We start from the raw sequence: 23,058 nt of genomic DNA, 5'->3' as shown, positions 1-23,058 counted from the left end.
TTCAAAAGCACACAAAATAGGCATCGCTACAGGTGAGGGGAGGCTTTGCAGCTTTTGCGTGTCAGCACACAGGCTTCCGCTGGTCGGCCAAGGTTGAGGCCGACCTAGCAGGTCCATATTTACCTTTTATGACAATGTGTTCGAGCGTGCCCTGATAGCCCTACTTGTGCCGCGAGCGTGTCACAGCGCCATCGTCGGTGATCATGCTCATTGCCAGGGTCTGGTCACGGTTTTTCATCTGATGGCGCAGCATCCGGCGTGTCAGGCGGGCCAGATCGGACTGGTAATCCGGATGATCCGCGACGTTCTCCAGTTCGCCGCCTTTCGTGTGATCGAAAAGAAGCGGTGGAAGATCCGCGGCGAATTCCACAAGCGTGAACCGCTCGTCTCGCATCCGGCACAGGCTGGAATCGAGCGCAGTCGTGCCAAGATCCTGCTGCCACGGCGTTTCTGAAATCGGATCGCCGAAATCCAGTTCGGAAAACGCATAGGTTTTCCAGTTCTCTGGCGTTTGACCATCCAGGAACGGCAGCAGTGATCTGCCGTCCATGGAATTGGGGATCTCCTGGCCAACCCAATCCAGAATGGTCGGCGTCAGGTCGATTGATTCGGTGAATTCCTGAACGGTCTGTCCGGCCTGACCGCTCTTGCCGGGTGCGCGTATGATGAGCGGCGTGTGATAAGCCGCATCGTAGACGGTCATCTTGCCCCAGCTGTGACGGTCGCCGAGCATTTCGCCATGGTCGGCAGTCACGACAATCAATGTGTTGTCGTATTGCCCGCTGTCCTTGAGGTATTGCAGCACGCGGCCGATATGCTGGTCGACTTCGCTCGCCAGGCCGAGATAGATGGAGCGGAGCGTTTTGATGTTCTCATCGGTTTCTTCCAGCTCGGGGAAGCCCTCAACAAAGCTGGCTGCATTCGCCTTTCTGATCAATGGAGCGAAGAACCGGTGCAGGGCTTTTTCTGCTTCCTTGGTCTCGAGCCGGTTGGGAAGGGGAAGCGTCTCTGGCGAGTACATGTCGTTGAAAGGCGCGGGCGCAACCAGAGGCGGGTGTGGCCGGATATAGGTCAGGTGTGCGAACCAGCTTTCCTGGCGATAGGCCGGCATCGTGCTGAGGAACGAGTTGGTCAGGAAAGCCGTGTCGCTGTCTTCTGCCGCATAAAGAGCCGGGTCGTTGAGCTTGGGCGCGCCACCTGTCGGGGAGACAGGTTTGTAGACATCCCAGTACTTGTCGAACTTGTAGCCCCGGTTGATCAGGTGCGACTGCCACGGATAGGACATTTCCAGCCGCATCTCTGTCATTTCGTGGAAGCCGTTCATGGGAAATTCGTACGACTTCAGGGCAGGGTCGTTTGCCGGATAAGCTCTCGGGTCCTGAGAGGTGTCGGTGTAGCCGAACAGCAGCGGCATATAGCCGGATTTGCGCATTTCGGTAGCAATGTTCGGCGTGTCGTGCCGCAGCGGGGTCCCGTTTCGGACCGAGCGATGGTTCATCGCATACTGGCCGGTGAGGATCGATGCGCGCGAAGGGCCGCAGGGGTTCACGACCGAATAGTGGCGATGAAAGCTGACCGCATCGTCCGCAAATGCGCGCAGGTTCGGCAGGTCAACATACTCCGCCAACTCACCGAATACACAATCGGCGCGCAGCTGATCGATGATGATGAACAAAACATTCCGGCTGTCGTGCATGTTGAATTTCCTCCAGGGCAAATCTCCGCACGCTGAAGCCTTTTCGAGTCAGTCGGGCGGGAATTCGTCCGTGTTTCTAGCAAGATCGAACACCTTTTTCCGAGCGAAATAATCGGATCCCGATCATTTTGCACGAACGCTGCGCCCAAAGCGCATCCTCAACCGCGCCTCTTCGTCAACTGGATTTCGATCGTAGAAAATACGTCGTTTTGTGTGTTTATGAGGGGTTTTGTGATTTTTTGCAAAATGATTATTGCGTTTTTGTGGATTTAATGAGGTAATGATGACCGTGATTGAATGTTGTGAGCTGGCTAAATGATTACTCATTCCCACAGGGAGCTTGAGTTATTGAGTGTTTTGCGCAGGCTCGGCGGCTCCGCCCGGAACGCCGATCTTGCAAAAGCCCTGGACGTTTCCGAGGAAACCGTGCGGCGCGCGGTCAAGGCGCTGTCGAAAAGCGGCGCGGTGGCCCGTGTGCACGGTGGCGCTTATCTCGTGGGCGCGCAGGGTGATCCAAGTTTTTTCCGGCGCATTGCCCAGCATGAAGATGAAAAACGGAAGATTGCGGTTGCAGTTGCCGAGTACGTCGAGGACGGCATGTGCCTCTTTCTGGATGTCGGCACGACGACTGCATTTGTGGCTGAAGAGCTGCGGGGATACGCCCGCCTGACCATTGCCACAAACTCGATCGGTGTGGCCCAGGCATTGGTCAACCACAACGGCAACAGCGTGCATCTGCTCGGTGGAGAAATGCAGCAGGATGAACGCGGTACGTTTGGTTCCCTGACCGAGGCACAGGCGAAGGGGTTTGCCTATGATCTGGCGCTACTGAGTGCAGACGGTCTTTCCAGTTCTCATGGCTTTCTCTATGTGAATGCCAGCGAAGCCCAGCTGGGAACAGTCGTCGCGCAATGCAGCGACAAGGTACTGATCGCACTTGATCATTTTAAATTTGAAAAACGTGCGCCCTACCGGGGTCTGACCCTGGATGAGGTTGATTTCCTGGTAACGGATGTGCCGCCCACCGGCGACCTGTCGCATCGGATCGTCAGCGCCGGCGTGGAAATTGACGTTGCATCGCGTGACCTGAATGAGGCCCAAAATGACTGACTACAGCGCGCATGCGTTGCATATGGCAAATATCGGTGCAGAGGCGGCCCGCGGGTACTTCCGTGGCAGGCTCGGCATCGAATTCAAGGAAGACGAGAGCCCGGTCACTCAAGCCGACAAGGCCGTGGAGTCAAAGGTCCGGGCCTATCTCGCGGACCAGTTTCCGGATCACGGAATATTTGGTGAAGAGCACGGAATAGAAGATGTAGACGCTGAAAATGTCTGGATCATCGATCCGATCGACGGCACCCGGTCATTCCTGTCCGGACATCCTCTGTTCGGTTTCCTGCTTGGGCACCTGGTTGAAGGAAAGCCGCGCCTCGGCGTCATCGGTATGCCCGCTTTGCATGAAACATTCATGGGCGTGAAAGGCGAGGGAGCAACGCTCAATGGCGAGGCGATCCACACCTCCGGGCAGACGGAGCTTGATCAGGCCATCGTGTTTATCAACGAGGGTGAAAAGCTCTTTCGAGACAAGCCAGGGGTGTTCGAGCGTCTGATGAATACCGGGCAGACTCGCCGTTTCACCTATGACTGTTACCCGCATGCCCTGTTGGCCGCAGGTCACGTCGATGTCGTGGTTGATTACGATTTGCAGCCCTACGATTATCTGCCGGTTTCGGCGGTGGTCGAAGCTGCAGGCGGCCTCATGACGGACTGGCAGGGCAATGCACTGACGTTGCAGTCGGACGGATGCGTGGTCTCGGCCGCCACGCCCGAACTGCATGCACAAATGCTGAAATTGCTGGATGGCTGACCATGGCGATCGTTAGTTTCCTCATAAGCCTGTTTGGTGCAACCATGCTGCTCCTCTTTGCGGTGCGTATGGTGCGGACCGGTATTGAGCGGAGCTACGGTGCCTCTTTCAAGCGCCTTCTGACCGGTCAGAGCGGGCAGCTGCAGGGCAGCCTGATGGGTATCGGTTTGGCAATCGTCCTGCAGAGTTCTGCTGCCGTCGCTTTACTTGCCGCCGGGTTTGCCGCCAGTGGTCTCCTGAGCTTCGGCATGGGGCTGGCGATTGTTCTTGGCGGTGATTTGGGCTCCGCCTTCATTATCCAGATTCTGTCGTTCAAGCTGGATTGGCTTGTGCCATTGCTGCTCGCAGTGGGCGGCTGGCTTTTCGTCAAGACCGAAACGCGCAAATGGCGGCAACTTGGCCGGATCCTGATGGGCGTCGCCTTCATCCTGATTTCGCTGCGTTTCCTTCGCGAAGCCATGGATCCCATCCGGGACAGTGCCTTTCTTCCGGCCATCGCGGCTTATCTTGAGCGGGATTACATCACGGCCTTTATTGTCGGTGCAGCGCTGGCATTTGTCATGCATTCAAGCGTTGCTGCCATTCTGATGTGCGTCACACTGGTGCAGATCGGTGCGATTCCTTTTGCCGCCGGCCTGTCGCTGGTGCTTGGCGCGAACTTCGGCAGCGCCTTCATTCCCGTCTGGTTGAGCCGCGGCATGCCCATTCTGGCCCGGCGGATACCATTGGCCAATCTCATTCTCAGGGGCACACTGGCGGTCTGTGTTCTGTTCGTGTCGCAAAACATCCTGAGAGCTGGGCTGGTTGGAAATCCTGATGGCGGCCAGATGCTGGTCTATGCCCATATGGGCTTCAACGCCCTTCTGCTTATTCTGGCGCTGCCTTTCTGTAATTATCTGGCCGGTCCGATGGAGCGTCTCCTGCCAGAGGCCGGCAACGATCAGAAGCTGGGCGCCGAAATCGCGCACAAGCCTGTGAGCGTTCTCGATGAAGCCGATCTTGAAGTTCCAGCACAAGCGCTTACCAGCCTGAAACGCGAATTGCTGCGTATGCTTGGCGTTGTCGAAACCATGTTCCGCCCGGTTCTGTCGCTCTATGAAAACGGCGAAAAGGACGCCATCCGATCCCTGCAGGCGATGGACCTTGATGTGAACGAGTGTTTGTCCGGCATTCGTTCCTACGTGGCTTCAATTCCACAGGAAAACTTCGGCAAGGAAAACACGCGTGCGGCGCTCGATCTGGCCGAATACGCTATTCGCCTGGAAACGGCCGGAGATGTCGTTTCAAAGCGTCTTGCTGTTCTTGCCAATGAGCTGCGCAAGAAAAAGGCGAAGTTCTCAAAGGCGGGATGGGAAGAACTCGTGGATATGCATGAGGCGATCCTGTCCAACCTGAAGCTTGCCTCGAATGTTTTGATTTCGGACGACCTGGAAAGTGCGCGCCTGCTCAGTCTTGAAAAAACAGAACTGAAGCGTGCCGAGCGGCAGAGCCGCAAGCGGCATCTGAAACGCCTTCAAGGCGGCAATGCGGAAAGCTTCGAGACCAGCGACATTCATCTGGAGACATTGCGGGCGCTACGTGAATTCAACAGCCACATTGCGGCCGTCGCCTATCCGATCCTTTACGGAAACGGACAGCTCCTGGAGACCCGATTGATTGAAAACATGCCTGAAGAAGGAGGCTCGGTATGACAGAAGCCGTCGAGATTCTGAATGCCGAAGGCAAGGGACGCGTTGTCATCCTGTGTGAACATGCCTCCAGTCACATTCCTCCTCAATACGACAATCTGGGACTTTCGGCCGCCGACAGCATCAGCCATGCCGCCTGGGATCCGGGAGCACGCGACCTGTCACTGTTTCTCTCCAAGGCCCTGGATGCTCCGGTTGTCGCATCGCGCATTTCGCGGCTTGTTTACGATTGCAACCGGCCGCCGGAAGCTCCCGGTGCCATGACCGAAAAGTCCGAAGTGATTGAAGTGCCTGGCAACCGGGGCCTGTCAGCCGAGGACCGTCAAGAGCGTGTGAGGACTGTCTACAGGCCGTTTTGCGATGCGGCCGGCAAGGTGCTCGATAGCCACGGTCCCGATACCGTGGTGGTCACCGTGCACAGCTTTACCCCGATCTATTTCGGCAAGCCACGATCGGTTGAAATCGGTCTTCTGCACGACAGTGACAGCCGGTTTGTCGATGAAATGCTTGACCATGCCGGAGCCCTCTCTCATCGCCGCGTCGCCCGCAACGAACCCTATGGTCCTGAGGATGGCGTAACGCATTCCCTGCAAATTCACGCCCTGAGCCGGGGGCTCGCAAACGTAATGATCGAGGTGCGCAACGACCTTCTGAGCACACCGGAAGACATTGATGAAATCGGGCAGGAATTGCTGAATCTTTTGCTTCCTGCCCTTGAAAAGATCACGAATGGGGAGACTGTTTCGTGAATGGTGTTTTGAGTTTTGACAGCCTGAAGGCACAAGTTGCCGAAGGCGAAGTGGATACGGTTCTGGTTTGTCTGGTCGACATGCAGGGCCGCTTGATGGGTAAGCGTTTTCACGCTGGTCACTTCATCAATGGGGCTTACGAGGAAACCCATTGCTGCAACTATCTGCTGGCAACGGATCTGGAGATGGCGACGCCGGATGGCTACGCGTCAACTTCATGGGAAAGCGGGTATGGCGACTATGTCATGAAACCGGATCTTGCCACCCTGCGTCCGGTACCCTGGCTTGAAGGCACGGTGATGGTCCTGTGTGACATTCTCGATCACCATACGCACGAAGAAGTCACGCATTCACCTCGCGCCATCCTGAAAAGGCAGGTGAAACGGCTGGAGGCGATGGGCTTTGATGCCAAGATGGCAACCGAGCTTGAATTCTTCCTGTTTGCCAAGAGTTTCGATGAAATCCGCAAGTCGGGATTCCGCGACCTGGAGCCAATCTCAGGCTATAACGAGGATTATCACATTCTTCAAACCACCAAGGAAGAACATGTGATGCGCCCGATCCGCAACCACTTGTGGAATGCCGGGATTCCGGTCGAGAATTCCAAGGGTGAGGCCGAAACCGGACAGGAAGAGCTGAACATCAAGTACGCAAGCGCCATGGATACGGCGGCGTATCACACGATCGCAAAACATGCGGTCAAGGAGATTGCCTGGCAGAACGGACATGCCGCGACTTTCCTGCCCAAATGGAATCACAACAAGGTCGGGTCCTCGAGCCACGTTCATCAGTCTCTCTGGCAGGGCGGCAAACCGGCCTTTTTCGATGAAGCCGATGAACTCGGAATGTCGAAGCTGATGAAGTCCTACATGGCGGGATTGCTCAAATACGCTCCTGACTACACTTACTTCATGGCTCCTTACATCAACAGCTACAAGCGCTTCATGAAAGGGACGTTTGCACCGACCAGGATCATCTGGTCCGTGGACAACCGGACAGCAGGTTTTCGCCTGTGCGGTGACGGAACCAAGGCCATTCGTGTCGAATGCAGGATCCCGGGCTCTGACATGAATCCCTACCTTGCCATGGCGGCCATGCTGGCAGCAGGCATCGCGGGTATCGAAGAAGAGCTGGACCTTCAGCCACCGACGAAAGGCGACGTCTATCAGGGCGAGACGGGCATGATCCCGGGGACGTTGCGGGAAGCGCGTGAGACGTTGCGGACCTCGGAGATGTTGAGGGCCGCCTTCGGAGATGACGTGGTGGACCACTACACCCGGGCTGCCGGCGTGGAAATTGAGGATTTTGAACGCGCGGTGACTGACTACGAGATCCAGCGCGGCTTTGAACGTGCCTGATCTCAGGCGCATCCAGACACAGCCTTTCTAAAGAAGGAAATCGGCATGAGCCGGAGTTTGAAATGTATCTCGCCGATCGACGGGTCGGTGTTTGCAGAACGTGAAACCCTGTCGCGCGAAGAAGCTTTTGAAGCCGCCGGAAAGGCCCGCGCAGCGCAGGTTGCCTGGTCCGAACGCCCGCTCCAGGAGCGTGTCGACCTGGTCATCGCAGGCGTTGCCGCGGTCGGCGCGATGAATGACGAGATCGTGCCGGAACTCGCAAAGATGATGGGACGTCCGGTCCGCTATGGCGGGGAATTCGGTGGTTTCAATGAGCGCGCCAGCCACATGGCCAAGATCGCGGAAGAGGCTCTGGCTGATATCAGAGCCGGGGAAGATGAGAATTTCCTGCGATACATCAAGCGGATCCCGCATGGTGTCGTGCTCGTGGTCGCGCCCTGGAACTACCCCTACATGACGGCAATCAACACGGTTGCTCCAGCGCTGATCGCGGGCAACACCGTCCTGCTGAAACATGCCACGCAGACCCTGCTGGTGGGTGAGCGTATGGCAAATGCCTTCCACTCAGCTGGTGTGCCGCAAGACGTCTTCCAAAATGTCTATCTGGACCACGACACGACATCGGAACTGATCAGCGCACGTGCGTTCGATTTCGTCAATTTCACCGGTTCGGTTGGCGGCGGCAAGGCCATGGAAAAGGCTGCGGCGGGAACCTTTACCGGCGTCGGCACGGAGCTTGGTGGCAAGGATCCGGGCTATGTCATGGAAGATGCAGATCTTGATGCGGCCGTCGATACGCTGATCGACGGTGCCATGTTCAATTCCGGCCAATGCTGCTGCGGCATCGAGCGGATCTACGTGCATGAAAGCCTTTACGACGCGTTCCTTGAAAAGGCGGTCGCGATTGTGAACGGCTACAAGCTCGGCAACCCGCTGGACGCTGAAACGACGATCGGTCCCATGGCGAATGTTCGCTTTGCAGACGAGGTACGGGCGCAGATCGCCGAGGCTGTCGAAGCCGGTGCAGTCGCGCATATCGAGACCTTTGCAGAAGACGATGGTGGCGCCTACCTGACGCCGCAGATCCTGACCAATGTCACGCATGACATGCGGGTTATGCGGGAGGAAAGCTTCGGGCCGGTTGTCGGTATCATGAAGGTGTCTTCCGACGAGGAAGCGATCCAATTGATGAACGACAGCGATTTCGGTCTGACCGCGTCACTTTGGACCCGTGACATCGATCGGGCGGTTCGTGTAGGGGACCGGATCGAAACCGGAACCGTGTTCATGAACCGCGCCGATTACCTCGATCCGGGCCTGTGCTGGACCGGCTGCAAGGATACCGGGCGCGGGGGTGGATTGTCGGCGATCGGTTATCACAACCTGACACGCCCGAAGTCCTACCACCTCAAGAAGGCCACAAGCTGACGCGGTCGATCCGCTGATGTGAAACAGACAGTTCCCGAGCACTCCTAGGATATGGAAGCCAAGGGACTGTCTGAAAACCCAAAACAGACGATCAATAAGCTGGGGTGCGATTAGCGGCATACCGCCCGGCGTTACCAGCCTCTTTTACAGGAAACATGTCGATGAGCCTTGTTGGAAACTGGTCTTATCCGACCGCAATCAAGTTCGGCGCAGGTCGCATCAAGGAACTGCCCGAGGCGTGCGCCGCAACGGGAATGAAGAACCCGCTTTTGGTGACTGACAAGGGGCTTGCGAACCTTCCGATAACCAAGTCGACGCTTGATATCATGGAAGCTGCGGGACTGGGCCGCGGACTGTTCTTCGAAGTCGATCCGAATCCGAATGAAAAGAATCTCGAAGCAGGCGTCAAAGCCTACAATGCCGGTGGTCATGACGGCGTGATCGCGTTTGGCGGCGGTTCCGGTCTCGATTTGGGCAAGATGGTTGCCTTCATGGCCGGTCAGACCCGTCCGGTGTGGGACTTCGAGGATGTTGGTGATTGGTGGACGCGTGCCGACGCCGATGTCATCGCGCCGATCATTGCCGTACCGACCACCGCTGGCACAGGATCGGAGGTCGGACGTGCAAGTGTCATCACCAACTCCGAAACCCACGCAAAGAAAATCATCTTCCATCCGAAGGTCTTGCCGTCCGTGGTCATATGCGATCCGGAACTGACTGTCGGCATGCCTGGATTCATCACGGCTGGAACAGGGCTCGATGCGTTCGCACATTGTGTGGAGGCATTCAGCTCACCGCATTATCACCCGATGAGCCAGGGCATCGCTCTGGAGGGCATGCGTCTGGTCAAGGACTACCTGCCGCGCGCTTTTGAAAATGGCAGCGACATCGAGGCACGTGCCCACATGATGTCGGCTGCGGCGATGGGGGCAACCGCCTTCCAGAAGGGACTTGGTGCCATCCATGCCATGAGCCACCCGATCGGAGCCGTTTTCAACACGCACCACGGCACCACAAATGCCGTCTGCATGCCCGCCGTGCTCGATTTCAACGCCCCGGCCATTGCCGACCGCTTCAACACGGCGGCGGCCTATCTTGGGATCGAAGGCGGCTTTGACGGTTTCCGGGCTTTCGTGAAGGAGTTCAACGACAGCCTAGGTATTCCGGGCAGTCTTTCCGCTCTTGGCGTGACGGAAGATGCAATTCCCGAGCTGGTCAAGGGAGCGATCGTCGACCCGAGCTGCGGTGGCAACCCGATTGAACTGACGGAAGAAAACCTTACCGGCCTGTTCAAGGCAGCACTCTGACAACATGAGCCTGAGCGTAATCCTGATCGTCCTGTTGGCGGCTGTGCTGCATGCCACATGGAACACCATCGTGAAAACAGCTGCAGACGGGGCGATCACGCTTGGGCTTGTCGCGCTTGGGCACGTTCTGCCCGGGACGGTGATGGTACTTCTTTTGCCGTTACCTTCAGCAGAGAGCTTTCCATATATTCTGCTGACAACCGTCATTCAGTTCGGATATTTCTATACGCTCTGTCAGGGATATAAGTTTGGCGACCTGAGCGTGGTCTATCCGATTGCCAGAGGCATCGTGCCGGCTCTGGTCTCCCTGTGGGCAGCGCTTTTCGTTGGTGAATATCTTCCCCTTCAGGCCTGGGTTGGCATCGGTCTGATCGCGCTTGGCATCATTTTTTCCAGCTGGTCCGTCCTGCGTTCCGGCATCAAGAAGAGAGCGGTTGGATTTGCGATTGCGACCGGGATCTTCATTTCCGGTTATTCGCTCACAGACGGGATCGGCGTCCGGCTGTCCGGGAACACGCTCAGTTACTGGGCCTGGGGTGCCGTGCTTAATATCTTCATCGTGATGTTCCTGGGTACGCGCTATCGGGCCGTATTGCCCCATATGCCTGCCCGCACCTGGGTCGTCGGCATCGCTGGCGGAATGGTGTCGATGATTGCCTATGGCCTGGTACTTTATGCCAAGAACTTCGCGCCGCTCGGCGCTGTCTCTGCCCTCCGGGAAACATCCGTCATTTTCGCAGCCCTGATCGGTTTCGTCTTCCTGAAGGAAGGTTATTGGGCGCGGCGGTTGACAGCGGCTATCCTGATGGTTGCCGGTGTCACAACGTTGAGCCTTGCGGTCTGACTAGCGTACGAAATCGTAGTTGGCGCAAAGATTGTAGCCGGAAGTGAACGGCACGCCATTTCCGACAAAGGCAAGCATGATCAGTTGATCGGCGGAAGGCTGCGCAAACACCAGATACGTGACGGGTTCATCGCAAAGCGAGTAGCCGCCAAGCAAGGACGGGTTCGCGGGAGGGTCAAGCTTGTAGATCTTGCCGGGCAGGTCAGCCTTCTGGACGGCCCACGGTCCGGGGCGTTCCGTCACGAACTTTATCGGCAGTCTGGTACCGTTATCGAAAGTCAGATTGTCCTCTCCCATCATGATGTCGCCTGTGACGAAACGCGAATTGCCAAGCGCTTTCCAGGTATGACCGCTGGAATGGACCGGCTGCAGCGCTTCGGTATTCACCTTCCTGACACTTGCTTCCCGGTTTTTCGTCTTCGCACCGGCAGGCTGTGTCGGGTCCCGCGAATGTTCGGTGGTCGCTTTTGTCGTTTCGGGTTGCAATGACAGCGCGACCCTGAAGCCGAGCGCGTTGGACCTGCCCCTTTCTATGTCGTTGGGCGCCTCCGGATCGTAGCCGTAGAAGAGGCGTTCCGAAGCCCTCATGGATGTATAGGGCAGCTCGTAACCCCCACCTCTGGCAACGAAAACGGTGCAGTCGGCCCTGCCGCGCGCCGTGCCGTCTGCTGGTGAATCCGCGTGAGAGTTGAAAAAACAATCCGCCGTCATTTCCTGAACGTTGCCGAACATGTCGTACAGGCCCCATGGGTTGGGCTTGTAGCTGCCGACTTCCGCTGTCCACTCTCGAATGATTGTTTCGGCGCACGGCGACGCAATGCCGACGGCGTATCCGGAATGCTGATCGGCAAAGTTGGAATATTCGCACGCTCTGGAGAGATCGTTGCCCCAGAAGGCAATGGTTTCAGTTCCGGCTCTTGCTGCATACTCCCATTCGGCTTCGGTGGGCAGGCGATAGGCTCGACCGGTTTTCGTGCTCAGCCATTGTAGATAGGCCTCTGCTTCGCCGCGCGAAATGCACGTGGCCGGCTGGCGGTCGTTCACGGGCAATCCCGGTCTGCGATGAGATCCATCCGAGATGATGACGGCATTGGGCCCATGCATGATCTTGTGGCTGTCGGGGTGAAGGGTGCCAGAATGCTTGTGCGCCAACGGTCCCCGCTCGATGAGCCGCACGGTGCAACTGCCTCCCACCTCAGTATTGGTCTCTTGCACGAAACGGTCGAACTCTTCGACGCTCACCTCGAAACGGCCGATGGCAAAGAGGTAATCCAGGGTGACTTCATGCCTGGGCAACGCATTCGCCAGATTGAGTTCGATGAAAGGCACGCGTTTGTCCTCGGGAGTTGCTCCCATCAGGAAACGGCCCTTGGGTAGGGAAGCCATTTCGGGGCAGTATTCACAGTCCTTGAAAAACGTTACGTCGGAAGGGCCACTTTCCGTCGTTTTTGCCATGTCGTGCCGATTTTGCACGTCTGCGGTTTCGGTCCCTGATTTTTGAACCAGTTCGACAAGGCGCCTGGTCTGTCCCGGTGTCAGCATACCGGTTGCGGGGGCATTGATCAGCCGTTGGAAGGCAGCGATTGCCGAACGGGTTCTGCGCCCTTCCACGCCGTCAATCGGACCCACGTCGAGGCCGAGACCGTTCAGCAGCCTTTGAATTTCAAGCAGCGAGCGCCCTTGTGTTTTCTCGCCAGTTTGGGTGGTGGAATGTATCGGCAGGCAAGGGTCTTCCCGCAGGATGCGTGAGCCATCGAAGGAATTGTAGACGACGCTGTGTTGCGGCTCGAAGAGGGCAATGACAGGGGCGGCATCAATCACCGCTGAAACCATGTAGGTGCCGCGCTCATCAGCCGGGGGAAACACGAACCCGATCTCCCGGCCGCCGATCTGGAGCACCCTGTCTTCCGGTGCATAGTGTACCTGGTACGAACCATCCGGTCCCCGGCATTCCATGCTTCGGTTTTCGTCAGCCAGAGCTGAAGCCGTGGGGATCAAAATGGACGCAAATCCGAGAATACCGACGTGCAACGAACGTCTGGTCACAATCTCGCTCCCATTTGCGATCATCGGGAAGCGTCAAGTCGGAGTAGACTTGGGATTTCTCCTGTTTGAGCTCGCGTAGAGCCTGTCTTCGAAGCGGCCGCGCCGATGATCGGAACACCATGATCTGGTAGGAAAATGGCAATCAAAATTCAAAAAAGCAGTTCGACCACCATATCAAACAACCGCAATGCGACATATAAATAAGGTTGTTTAGCTAGGTCTATTCGCTTGCTGGTTTTGGTGGCGAAGCCGTGTTCGGCCGCAGAGAAACAGGCAAGTTCCTGTGCTTCTTCGGCACAGCAATTGCGATTGCGTAATCAGAAAGAAACTATCTCTGATGGCAGTGAATGCTGCGACCCAGACAATCCGATTAGAGTGATGGTGAAGGAAAGCCGGTGATCCGATCTAGCCCGCTGCGATAACTTCCCTTCAACCAGGTGAGCTGAATGGTCCTGCAATGGATCAAGCAGGCAATTCCGGAATTTCCGATCATGATGCTTCAGTTGACGCGAGGTGTCCCGGTATTCACGGGTCAACCTTCCGCCTTGATTGCGTTGATCACGATGGAAAGCGCGTGATCCAGATCGGACTTGCTGATTGTCAGCGGCGGAGAAAGTGTGAGCACGTTTCCCTGACTGATCTTGAAACTCAGTCCTGCTTCCAGGCAGGCATAGTAAATCCGCTCGGCGCTATCGCGATCCGGAGTGTTGTCTTCCCGGTCCTCGATAATTTCGACACCAAACATGAGGCCGCGACCGCGAATGTCTCCCACGGTCGGAAGGTTCTGAAGTTCGCTTTTCAAGCGTGAGACGGCGTGTGCGCCCAGTTCTGCCGAGCGCTCAACCAGACCTTCGTCCTCAATGATCTGGAGCGTCGTCAGGGCCGCACGGGACGTCACGGGGTTCTTCTCGTGGGTGTAATGGCCAATGGCATATTCACCACACACATCCAGATCCCGACGCGTGACGCAGGCAGCTATCGGCAGAATACCGCCGCCGAGTGACTTGCCCACGGTGACAATGTCTGGGATGACGTCGTCATGTTCAAACGCGAACATCTTGCCGGTCTTGCCCAGGCCTGTCGGAATCTCGTCGAAAATCAACAATGCACCATGCCGGTTGCAGGCCTCGCGCACCCGCTTCCAGAAACCGGGTGGCGGCACCAGGGGAATGGCGCGCATCGGTTCGGCAATCACCGCGCTGACGTCTCCCTCGCGACCGAGAACGAATTCGATCATGTTGGCGCAGGCTGCCGCGCTGTCCTCAAGGGTCTTGTGTCCATAAGGGCATTGCGTGGGATGATAGGTGGCCACATGTTCTGTCCCCGGCAAAAGCGGCCCGGCAATATGGCTGCGAAACGTCGCTTCGCCGCCAACGCTGGCTGCGCCGAAACCGGCGCCGTGGAACGCATCCCAGAAACTGATGGTCTTGAAGCGTTTTGTCGCCGCGCGTGCGATCTTGAGTGCCACTTCATTTGCGTCGGACCCACCGGTGGTGAACAGCACCTTGTTCAGGTCGCCCGGTGCAATGCTGCCGAGCTTTTCCGCAAGTTCCACTGCCGGGTCGTTGGTGAAGCGCCGTGGCGCAAACGGCAGGTCGTCCAGCTGTGCCTTGATCGCGGCAACCAGGCGCGGGTGTCCATAGCCGATGTGATGAACCGAGTTGCCATGGAAATCCATGTAACGCCGGCCGTCCATATCCTCGATCCAGATACCTTCAGCCTTTGCGATGGTCGAGACGCAAGGGGAGGAAAGCGATTGGTGCAGGAAAGCATTTGCGTCCCGTTCCAGAAGAGGTGCAGACTTGGGCCCGATCGACTTTTTCAGCCACGCCTTGCGGGCGTCGGACGTATTGGATTCACCTTCCGTATGGACGAGTTGCGTCATGATTTTCCTCTCGCTGCCACGCAGAACGTGCAGCCTCTAGGTCGACAGAAAAGGGCGAGGCCACTCGGGCCTCGCAGTCCAGGGAGGAACGCTCCGGCTTATCGTGGCCAGGGCAGGGAATAGGTCTTCACATTGGTGAAGAACTTCATTGCTTCCAGAACACCTTCCTTCACCGCGTTGCCACTGTCCTTGATGCCGCCGAACGGGGACATTTCGATACGGTAGCCTGGCTGTTCCCAGATGTTGCAAGTGCCAACGTTCAAGCCGTTGATATAGGCAATCGCGCGGTTCAGGTCGTTGGTGCAGACACCGGAACTCAGACCGAATTCCGTTGAATTGGAAATGGCCATGACTTCTTCGTCATTGTCCGGAACGCGAACGATCGGAACGATCGGGCCAAAGGTCTCTTCCATGACCAGCTCCGATCCATGCGGAACCTTGTCCACAACGATCGGCGGCAGCAAGGCACCCTGGCGGCCGGGGTGATAGAGGATTTCCGCTCCTTCTTCGGCGGCCATCAGGACCCGCTTCTCGAACAGTTCAGCCGCCTGGGCATGAACCACACATCCAAGTTGGGTTTCAGGGTCCATCGGATCACCGAACCTGATCGCCTTGGCCTTTTCCAGCACCAGGGGAACAAAGCGGTCGGCGACACTTTCCTGAACCAGGATTCGTTTGACGGCCGTGCAGCGCTGACCAGAGTTGCCGGTTGCACCTGCCACAGCAATCGTGGCCGCCTTTTCCAGGTCTGCATCCGACAGGTCATTGAGAATGATCAGCGGGTCATTGCCGCCGAGTTCCAGAGCGGTCCGCTTGTAACCCGCCTTTTCGGCAATCATCTTGCCCACCGGCACACCGCCGGTGAACGTGATGATGTCGATGTTCTCGTTGGTGATCATCTCTTCGCCGATATCCTTCGGCCATCCCGTCACGATCTGGAACATCTCGTGCGGAAGGCCGGCTTCATAAAGGATATCCGCCAGTGCAATTGCCGTCAGAGGTGTCAGCTCTGTCGGTTTGCAGACCACGCAGTTGTTGGTGGCGATTGCCGGCGCGATCTTGTGCGAGACCATGTTGAGCGGGTGGTTGAACGGCGTGATTGCAGAGATCGCCCGCACCGGCTCCCGCTTGGTGAAGATCTTGCGATCCTTGCCCTGGGGTGTCAGGTCGCAGGAAAAGATCTGACCGTCATCCAGGATCGCCATCTGACCGGCAAGGGTGAAAACGTCATACGCCCGTCCGGTCTCATACAGCGCATGCTGATGACAGATCCCGAGCTCCAGCGTCAGCCACTTGGCCAGCCATTCGCGTTTTTCACGGATCAGTTCCGCAGCACGGAACAGGATCTGCTGGCGCTCATAGCGTGTCAGAACCGGTGTGTAGTTCGCGGCAATCTCGAATGCGCGCGCTGCGTGTTCTGCCTTGCCCGCCGGAACGGTTCCAATGATTTCGTTCGTGTACGGGTAATGCACGGGCACGACATCGTCGGTGAAGACCTCTTCACCGCCAATGCGCATCCCCTCGTTGCGGATTTCTACGTTGATGGTCATCTCACTGGGCCGCTGCACTTGTTGCGTAATAAAAGGCATCGAAGTTCCGCAGGACCGGCGCTTCCGGCAGATCGATCTTGCGGTTGACGATGAACGGAACCACCTGCTCGGTCAGTCCACCATGACTGCGCAGGGGCTCTTTCAACGCTGCCAGATCATGACGGTCTTCGGAAGTGCCAATGCAGATGTTTTCGCCCGAAACCATGACAAGGTCACCGATCCGGTCGCCCGGCAGCTCGTATTCCTTGATTGCTTCTTCTTTGGTCAGCACATGCGTGATGCCGTCGGTCGCGCGCAATTTTGCGATGATGTCGGCCTGGTCTGCCCCTTCCGGAAGATAAGCGGTCGCAAAGGAACCAAGGGCACCGTGGTGAACGACGTAAGGGTCGGTGATCGGCAGGATCACGCGAGCCTGGTCCTTGCCCAGCCACTCGTCCATGAGGTCCTGAGCGTAAACAACGGCCGGAGACCCGTCTGCCAGGTGTTTGGGCTTCATGCCGTGGTCAGCGGTGACAACGATGGCCGCGCCCAATTCATCCAACTGGGCCAGATACTTGTCGAACATGGCGTAGAAGTCGAGCGCACCTTGCTGGTCCGGAGCGAACTTGTGCTGGATGTAATCGGTGGTCGACAGGTACATCACGTCCGGCTTGAATTCCTTCAGAAGCTTCACGCCCGCCGCGAAGACGAATTCGGAAAGCTCTGCGGAATAGACTTCCGGCACGTCCATGCCCAGCCACTTGGAAGCATTGTCGATACCGTTTTCGGCAAGTGTCGCCTGATCGGACTTCTCCGAGGAGAAGCAGATGGCGCGGCCTTCATCGAATTTCAGCCCGGCGCCCAGCAGCGCGCGCAGCTTGTCCTTGGCGGTCACCACGGCAACGCGGGCACCGGCTTCGTAGAACTTGGAAAAGAGGGTCGGTGCGCGCAGAAAACGCACATCGTTCATCATCACCTCTTCACCCGTGTCAGGATCGATCAGGTAGTTGCCGCAGATGCCGTGCACGATCGGCGGACGGCCCGTTGCGATAGACAGGTTATTGGGGTTGGTGAAGGAAGGAATGACGGAATGCGCCAGCTTGTCGGTGCCTTCCTCGCGCATTTTCTTCAGGGTCGGCATCAGGCCCTTGGCGATCGCCACATCCAGGTATTCCGGTTCGCACCCATCAAGGCAAATCGCGACGGCTGGTACCTTCGGTCCCTGGTAAACGCGCTCGTTTGCTTCAACGCTCGTGTGAATTGTCATGTTTGTTCCTTGTACTCTCAGGAGGCCAGTTTGGCGCGTTCTTCCAAAGCTGCCGGGGGAGGGGTGGCGGAAGCAACGCCCATCTCGCGCAGCGATTCTCTGGCGGCAACAACAACCTGCCGCATAACGTGTTCATCCATCTGACCGATGCAGCCGACACGGAAACTGTCAACCACGGTCAGCTTGCCCGGATAAATAATGAAGCCCTTGTCTTTCATGAGCTCGTAAAAGCGATTGAAAATGAAATTCGGATCCGCGGGGCAGAAGAAGGTCACGATGATCGGTGACAACCAGCGATTGTCCAGCAGCGTCTCAAAGCCGAGTTCTCGCATTCCCTTGACCATGACATCCCTGTTCTGGGTGTAGCGGCGGCCGCGCCCGGCGACACCGCCTTCGACTTCGTGCGCTCGCAAGGCTTCCAGGAAGGCGGCAACAACGTGGGTCGGCGGCGTGAAGCGCCACTGGCCGGTCTTGTTCATGTGCGCCCATTGGGCATGGACATCCAGGCTGAGCGAGTGGCTGTTGCCCTTTGCAGCTTCCAGCTCGGACTTGCGTGCCAGAATGAAGCCGAAGCCTGGCACCCCTTCGATGCACTTGTTGGCCGAGCTGACCATGGCTTCATACCGGATTTGGGAGACTTCCAGCGGAATTGCGCCGAAGGCCGACATGCTGTCGACCAGCAGCTTCCGACCGGCCGCATAAACGGCTTCCGAGATTTCCTCAACCGGGTTCAAGATGCCGGAGGATGTTTCGCAGTGGATCGCCACGACATGGGTAATCGCCGGATCTTCCGCCAGGATCTGGGCCACCTCATAACCACGCGGAGGCAGATAATCGCCCTTGTCGAGCAGCTGGTAGTCACGCCCCAGGTAATCGAGTGTTTGCGCGGCCCTGAGCCCGTATGCACCGTTTGCCAGCACAAGGGCCTTGCCGTCCTTCGGGATGAAGGAAGCCAGCATGGCCTCAACGGAAAAAGTTCCGGAACCCTGCATCGGCACACAATCGAAATCGTCCGAACCGTCGCCCAGAAGATCGATCAGCCGCTGGCGCAACTCGCGGGTCATGGCGCGGAAGTCACCGTCCCAGCTTCCCCAATCCACGAGCATGGCCTCTTTCACCGCGTAGGAGGTGGTCAGCGGTCCAGGCGTCAGAAGATAGGGTTCACCCAGGCGCGGTGGCTCAATCCGTGGGTTATGGGCGTTCATCGGAAGCTCTCCAAGATTGGTGGTTCCCGAATACCTTTGCAGCAATTATATCTATATGTGAAATTGCAATTTTCAATCGAAATATAGGTGGGGCTTATATGTCGAATGTCGGAGGTTTGCTGTGCGCCACAGTCAGTTGAAGGCCTTTCATCACGTTGCTCTTCTGGGCGGGTTTTCGCGCGCTGCCGAAGCGCTTTGCCATACCCAGCCGGCCATCTCCGAACAGGTGCGCAAACTGGAGCAGGACCATGACGTGTTGCTGTTTCACCGGGAACGAAAGCGGGTGCATCTTACGGAGGCGGGTGAAACGCTGTTTCGTATGACCAAACAGTATTTCGAGATCGAGCAGCAGATCGAGGAATACATGTCCGAAACCAGCGCTGCGATCGAGGGCGAGCTTCGTATCGTTGCCGATTCCGCGCACCATGTGACCGAAATTCTGACGGAATTTCGCAAGAAATATCCGGATGTTACGGTCTCCCTGAGAGTAGGCAACACCAAGGAAATCGTCGAAGAACTTCGTGCCTACAACGCGGAAATCGGGATCGCGGGCAGTGTTGATCCGGGCAAGGACATGGATACGCTCAACCTTGGTTCCACGGAAATCACCGCCTTTGCGGAACGCGGATTTCTGCCTGGGGGCAAACGTGGTCTCAGCCTGAAAGAGCTTTCCAAGCTGCCGCTGATCTTTCGGGAAGAAGGGTCCAAGACGCGAGCCAAACTGGTCGAGGCAGCTGCCGAACATCGCATCCGGCTGAAGCCGGCCATCGTTGCCGAGGGCCGTGAGGCAGTGCGCGAAGTGGTGGCTTCGGGAGCCGGGATCGGCTTCGTGTCAAAGGCCGAATTCGGTCACGATGACCGGCTGGTGCAGATCAATCTGACCGATGTCGATCTGAAAATGAGCGAGACACTTGTCCATCTCGCGCAGAGGCGGGAAGTCAAGGTGATCCGCCACTTCATGGAAGTGGCCCGCAGGACACTTGCGGCGAAATAGAAAGAAGGCGCACGAGGGATCGTGCGCCTTTTGTTTGGCAGTTCAACCTATTTCTTTGGCGTGATGAAGGCTTCACGCATGCCTTCCGGCGCCTCTATCCCGAGAAGCGCCAGAACGGATGCGGCAATGCCGAGCTGCGAAAGTTCTTCTGTTTCCGCCGGGGCCATTGCATCGGAAAACAGGTAGAAGGGGATCTCGGTCGCAGCCGCCGTGGTGCCGCCATGCCAATGGTCCGCCGTCATGCCGTGATCCGCGGTCACAATGATGTCGTAACCAAGCTTGCGCCAGACTGGGATGGCGCGTGAAAGCGCATTGTCGATGTGCCAGATCTGCCGGCGGTATTCCTTGCTGTCGCCACCGTAGGTGTGGCCGAGCGTGTCGGCAGAGCAGGTGTGCAGCAACATATAGTCCGGTGCATGGCGCTCCATGAGCAATGTGGTCTGCGCGCAAAGATCGATTTCCGCCGGTGCGACCGCATTGATCGAGCCGTAGCCTTCCATCGAATAGAACCGCGCGTACTGGATATGCGCGTTTTCGTCCTGGTGTTCGACGGAGCGCAATTGATCCCATGCTTCGTCGACATAGAGCCGGTGGAAGTATTCCTGGGCAACGGCACCGGTCGTCTTGCCGGCAGCGCGTGCCAGGGAAAAGATGTTGGAGGAAGAGGATCGCCGCACGGCTTCGTTGGAAACGATGCCATGCTCGTGCGGCCACAGACCTGTGTGGATCGTTTCGTACATCGGGCCCGACAGGCTCGGGGTCGCGGTATGCATTTTCCAGCGCCGAGCCTGACCAAGCGTGACGGCGCCTTCCAGATAGCCGCATTCGCTGACGACCGAGTCGTAACCCGCCCCATCCATGATCACGAGCGCCACTTTTGTCATTTGGTTTCCCTTTTCATCGCAACAGCCTGCGGCCGGTAGCCGGCTGACTTAGCTCGGATTTCTGAGTTTTAAAATACGGCGGCTCCGACATCCGGTGTCGCGCATGCGGACAAGTCGCCGCAGCTGAGCACGAGTTGTGAACGTTAGGGTCTCCGAGCGGTCAATTTGTATGGAGGGGGGATAGAGATAAAATGGCGCACCCGAGAGGATTCGAACCTCTGGCCTCTGCCTTCGGAGAGCGAAAATGGGCCAAATCCACGGTTGATGGATTTTGCTAACATATTGATAGTTAATTCATATTAGTTCGTTTGTCAATTTTTTGATTCACTGGAATTCATACTGGTTTGTCCCAAATTTGTCCCAAAAAATAGCCTGAATAAGCAGTCCATTAGCCACGTACCCAAAGAACGCTGGAGAGTCGCCGGGGCTGACAACTTGTTCGATCAGTCCTCAGGAACAGTGTTGATGGATGGAGGCTCTGACAATGATGCCTTCTACCATAACAACTCAGGTGCAACCTACGATTCAGGCACTCACGACCTGATAGTCTATCAAGATGTTGCGGCGGCCGATCTCGGTTTCATACGATCCCGCGACAGTCTCGTAATTTACTCTACGGCCGATGCGGCGGACGGAAATCTGAGCAACTATGCCATGCTCTCTGATTGGTTCACGTCGTCCGACCACGTCGAGTACCTGCAAGACGGAAACGATCAAATCTTCGACCTCTCGGTATTCCGAGCATAAGATAGAGAAGGGGAGCGACTGTGCGCTCCCCTTCAATTCAGTCAACTGATTTGGAACGAAATCAAACCGTCGAGTCGACGATCACCCCTTGATTGCTGCGGCCACCGCTCCTGTGTGCAGTTTCCAGATTGGATTGCTGTTCGATCAGGCTTCTTTCGCCTGCCTCGACTTCTTTGGCTGCGGCCTCACGCCTGGCGGTCAATTCCTAGATTGAGGAACCTCCCGTCAACTCGTTTAGTCTGTCGATAGATCCCTGAAGAGTATCCAGCACCCTTTGTTTGTCGTCTTCGCTGGTTGGGACACCATTGTCGTTCACAGTAGCCGACCCGTCCGGTTTGAAAGTGTAGTTTTTGCCGTCCACGACATAGAGAACCGTTCCATCTTCAGATTTCACACTGGGATCCAGCGTACTCACCAATTTCCTGGCTGCCTCCAACTCATCACCTTGCAATTCAATCGCGGGAACCGGCTCCGTGTCTTTGATTTTTGTGTAGTCTGCTTCAAACTTTTTCAACCCTTCAGCAAACGCAATTGCGGACTCGATTTGTGAGAGGCGATTTTTTCTCTCCATCTGATCCATTTTTGCGTTCAGGTAGACTTTCGCCTCTTCAATCTCTGTCGGCGATCCAAGATCCTGTAGCGATGATCTGACAGTGCTGGAACTCGGGCTAGAGGTTTGATCATTGCTATCGCTATTCTGGTTCACAAAGTTCTGTGCTGTCTCGCTGAGTTGAACAATGTCCTCCGGATTGTTTTGGTCCGCTCGGTCAGTGGCAGCAAGAGTTTTTGTAGAGGCTTTTTGGTTTGGGGAGACCACAGATGGGTTCGACGATTGTTGGGAGACAGGAGGCAGCATGGTTGCGTAACCTTGTAGAAACAACTTTATGTATGGGGAGACAATCAGTTTGGAGGTTAAATTTTGATTAATGAAACTTGAAACTGCGTTGATTCTCGGCGTCTTAAAAGATTCTCATCTCTTCCGTTTCTGAACGCTTTTGCGAAATTCAGCTAGGATCAGATGTCCGATGCTTTTCTGCCATTGGTAGTTGCTGAAAAACACTAGCGCACGCCCGAAAAACAGATATATCGAAATCACTTAACAGCAATTGGGGGGCTGGTTTGAAACATTGGGTTTCAATTTCAAGCACAATCGTCTTAGCGTTTGTTTTGACAGGGTGCGTAACTTCCGAACAAGTCGATGCGATGCTGGCAAATGCGACGCCAGCAACAGCAAATGAACGACGCGTAATCACCGAATATGTGAGAGAGACGTTCAAGGATCCCTACTCGATTAGAGACGCAGAGATTTCGTACTTCTTCGTCAATTCAAAAGGTCATCGGGCTGGCTGCATCTCCCTGAATGGGAAGAACTCCTTCGGGGCATACATTGGCAAACGGGAAATGGGTCTTCAAATTGCGGGCGGAAAGTTAATCATTTACGCGGTTCAAGATGATATCTCCTGTAAGACGATGACCAATCGGGGTATTCGCTGGCAACAGTTTCCAGAGTTGGAAGCACTTTGAATTCGCTTGAAGTTGGGCGAGCACGATACGATTTCGTTTG

19 protein-coding genes are annotated in these 23,058 nt (G+C 56.5%); 11 read left to right on the top strand and 8 right to left on the bottom strand.

Annotated elements, in window-relative coordinates; all coding sequences use genetic code 11:
- Window positions 1-160: 160 nt before the first annotated feature.
- Entirely contained in the window at window positions 161-1,696 is a 1,536-nt protein-coding gene (locus ABLO27_RS12945) for an alkaline phosphatase family protein (RefSeq protein ID WP_353033328.1), read from the bottom strand.
- A 315-nt stretch (window positions 1,697-2,011) separates the two neighbouring features.
- Between ABLO27_RS12945 and ABLO27_RS12940 the strand changes: the two genes are divergently transcribed.
- The 8 genes from ABLO27_RS12940 (at window position 2,012) to ABLO27_RS12905 (ending at window position 10,937) form a co-directional block, all read left to right on the top strand.
- On the top strand, window positions 2,012-2,806 hold the full coding sequence (locus tag ABLO27_RS12940; protein WP_353033327.1) for a DeoR/GlpR family DNA-binding transcription regulator: 795 nt from the start codon (window positions 2,012-2,014) through the stop codon (window positions 2,804-2,806).
- Window positions 2,799-3,563, top strand: a complete 765-nt coding sequence (locus ABLO27_RS12935; protein WP_353033326.1) for an inositol monophosphatase family protein — start codon at window positions 2,799-2,801, stop codon at window positions 3,561-3,563. Before ABLO27_RS12940 ends, ABLO27_RS12935 begins: the two co-directional genes overlap by 8 nt.
- A 2-nt stretch (window positions 3,564-3,565) precedes the next feature.
- Window positions 3,566-5,254 (top strand): Na/Pi cotransporter family protein, encoded by a 1,689-nt coding sequence (locus ABLO27_RS12930; protein ID WP_353033325.1) that lies wholly within the window; start codon window positions 3,566-3,568, stop codon window positions 5,252-5,254.
- Window positions 5,251-6,000, top strand: a complete 750-nt coding sequence (locus ABLO27_RS12925) for an N-formylglutamate amidohydrolase (RefSeq protein ID WP_353033324.1) — start codon at window positions 5,251-5,253, stop codon at window positions 5,998-6,000. The genes ABLO27_RS12930 and ABLO27_RS12925 overlap by 4 nt, the downstream gene beginning before the upstream one ends.
- Complete coding sequence (locus tag ABLO27_RS12920; protein WP_353033323.1) at window positions 5,997-7,358, top strand: glutamine synthetase family protein; 1,362 nt, start codon at window positions 5,997-5,999, stop codon at window positions 7,356-7,358. The genes ABLO27_RS12925 and ABLO27_RS12920 overlap by 4 nt, the downstream gene beginning before the upstream one ends.
- A 45-nt stretch (window positions 7,359-7,403) precedes the next feature.
- A complete protein-coding gene (locus ABLO27_RS12915) occupies window positions 7,404-8,786 on the top strand; it encodes an aldehyde dehydrogenase family protein (RefSeq protein ID WP_353033322.1) in 1,383 nt (460 codons plus the stop codon).
- 161 nt (window positions 8,787-8,947) lie between these two features.
- Complete coding sequence (locus tag ABLO27_RS12910) at window positions 8,948-10,093, top strand: iron-containing alcohol dehydrogenase (protein ID WP_353033321.1); 1,146 nt, start codon at window positions 8,948-8,950, stop codon at window positions 10,091-10,093.
- 4 nt (window positions 10,094-10,097) lie between these two features.
- Entirely contained in the window at window positions 10,098-10,937 is an 840-nt protein-coding gene (locus ABLO27_RS12905; protein ID WP_353033320.1) for a DMT family transporter, read from the top strand.
- Here ABLO27_RS12905 and ABLO27_RS12900 read toward each other — a convergent pair whose 3' ends face one another.
- The 5 genes from ABLO27_RS12900 to ABLO27_RS12880 all read right to left on the bottom strand — a co-directional run bounded on the left by ABLO27_RS12900 (window position 10,938) and on the right by ABLO27_RS12880 (window position 18,869).
- Window positions 10,938-12,983 carry an SUMF1/EgtB/PvdO family nonheme iron enzyme gene (locus tag ABLO27_RS12900; RefSeq protein WP_353033319.1) on the bottom strand — a complete coding sequence of 682 codons (2,046 nt, stop codon included), beginning with the start codon at window positions 12,981-12,983 and terminating at the stop codon, window positions 10,938-10,940.
- Between the two features lie 532 nt (window positions 12,984-13,515).
- Window positions 13,516-14,868, bottom strand: a complete 1,353-nt coding sequence (gene pbfA / locus ABLO27_RS12895) for a (R)-1-hydroxy-2-aminoethylphosphonate ammonia-lyase (protein ID WP_353033318.1) — start codon at window positions 14,866-14,868, stop codon at window positions 13,516-13,518.
- A gap of 98 nt (window positions 14,869-14,966) precedes the next feature.
- Entirely contained in the window at window positions 14,967-16,418 is a 1,452-nt protein-coding gene (phnY, locus tag ABLO27_RS12890) for a phosphonoacetaldehyde dehydrogenase (RefSeq protein WP_353033317.1), read from the bottom strand.
- A gap of 1 nt (window position 16,419) precedes the next feature.
- Window positions 16,420-17,664 (bottom strand): phosphonoacetate hydrolase, encoded by a 1,245-nt coding sequence (phnA, locus tag ABLO27_RS12885; protein WP_353033316.1) that lies wholly within the window; start codon window positions 17,662-17,664, stop codon window positions 16,420-16,422.
- Window positions 17,665-17,681: 17 nt separating this feature from the next.
- Window positions 17,682-18,869, bottom strand: coding sequence for a 2-aminoethylphosphonate--pyruvate transaminase (locus tag ABLO27_RS12880; RefSeq protein ID WP_353033315.1), 1,188 nt, complete (start codon window positions 18,867-18,869; stop codon window positions 17,682-17,684).
- Window positions 18,870-18,990: 121 nt separating this feature from the next.
- Between ABLO27_RS12880 and ABLO27_RS12875 the strand changes: the two genes are divergently transcribed.
- Window positions 18,991-19,863 (top strand): LysR substrate-binding domain-containing protein, encoded by an 873-nt coding sequence (locus tag ABLO27_RS12875; protein WP_353033314.1) that lies wholly within the window; start codon window positions 18,991-18,993, stop codon window positions 19,861-19,863.
- Window positions 19,864-19,910: 47 nt separating this feature from the next.
- Here ABLO27_RS12875 and ABLO27_RS12870 read toward each other — a convergent pair whose 3' ends face one another.
- Complete coding sequence (locus ABLO27_RS12870) at window positions 19,911-20,747, bottom strand: alkaline phosphatase family protein (protein ID WP_353033313.1); 837 nt, start codon at window positions 20,745-20,747, stop codon at window positions 19,911-19,913.
- Window positions 20,748-21,212: 465 nt separating this feature from the next.
- Between ABLO27_RS12870 and ABLO27_RS12865 the strand changes: the two genes are divergently transcribed.
- Window positions 21,213-21,494: a hypothetical protein gene (locus ABLO27_RS12865; protein ID WP_353033312.1), complete on the top strand. Its 282-nt coding sequence runs from the start codon at window positions 21,213-21,215 to the stop codon at window positions 21,492-21,494.
- Between the two features lie 205 nt (window positions 21,495-21,699).
- On the opposite strand, the gene ABLO27_RS12860 is transcribed toward ABLO27_RS12865, so the two are convergent.
- A complete protein-coding gene (locus ABLO27_RS12860) occupies window positions 21,700-22,350 on the bottom strand; it encodes a hypothetical protein (protein ID WP_353033311.1) in 651 nt (216 codons plus the stop codon).
- A gap of 263 nt (window positions 22,351-22,613) precedes the next feature.
- Here ABLO27_RS12860 and ABLO27_RS12855 point away from each other — a divergent pair, with 263 nt between their 5' ends.
- Window positions 22,614-23,018: a hypothetical protein gene (locus ABLO27_RS12855; protein ID WP_353033310.1), complete on the top strand. Its 405-nt coding sequence runs from the start codon at window positions 22,614-22,616 to the stop codon at window positions 23,016-23,018.
- Window positions 23,019-23,058 lie beyond the last annotated feature (40 nt).

The sequence above is a fragment of the Roseibium sp. SCP15 genome, from assembly GCF_040329435.1.
In the GTDB taxonomy this organism is placed as follows: domain Bacteria; phylum Pseudomonadota; class Alphaproteobacteria; order Rhizobiales; family Stappiaceae; genus Roseibium.
The sequence above is the reverse complement of the archived record's forward strand: the minus strand, read 5'-3'. Positions and strand labels throughout refer to the sequence as shown.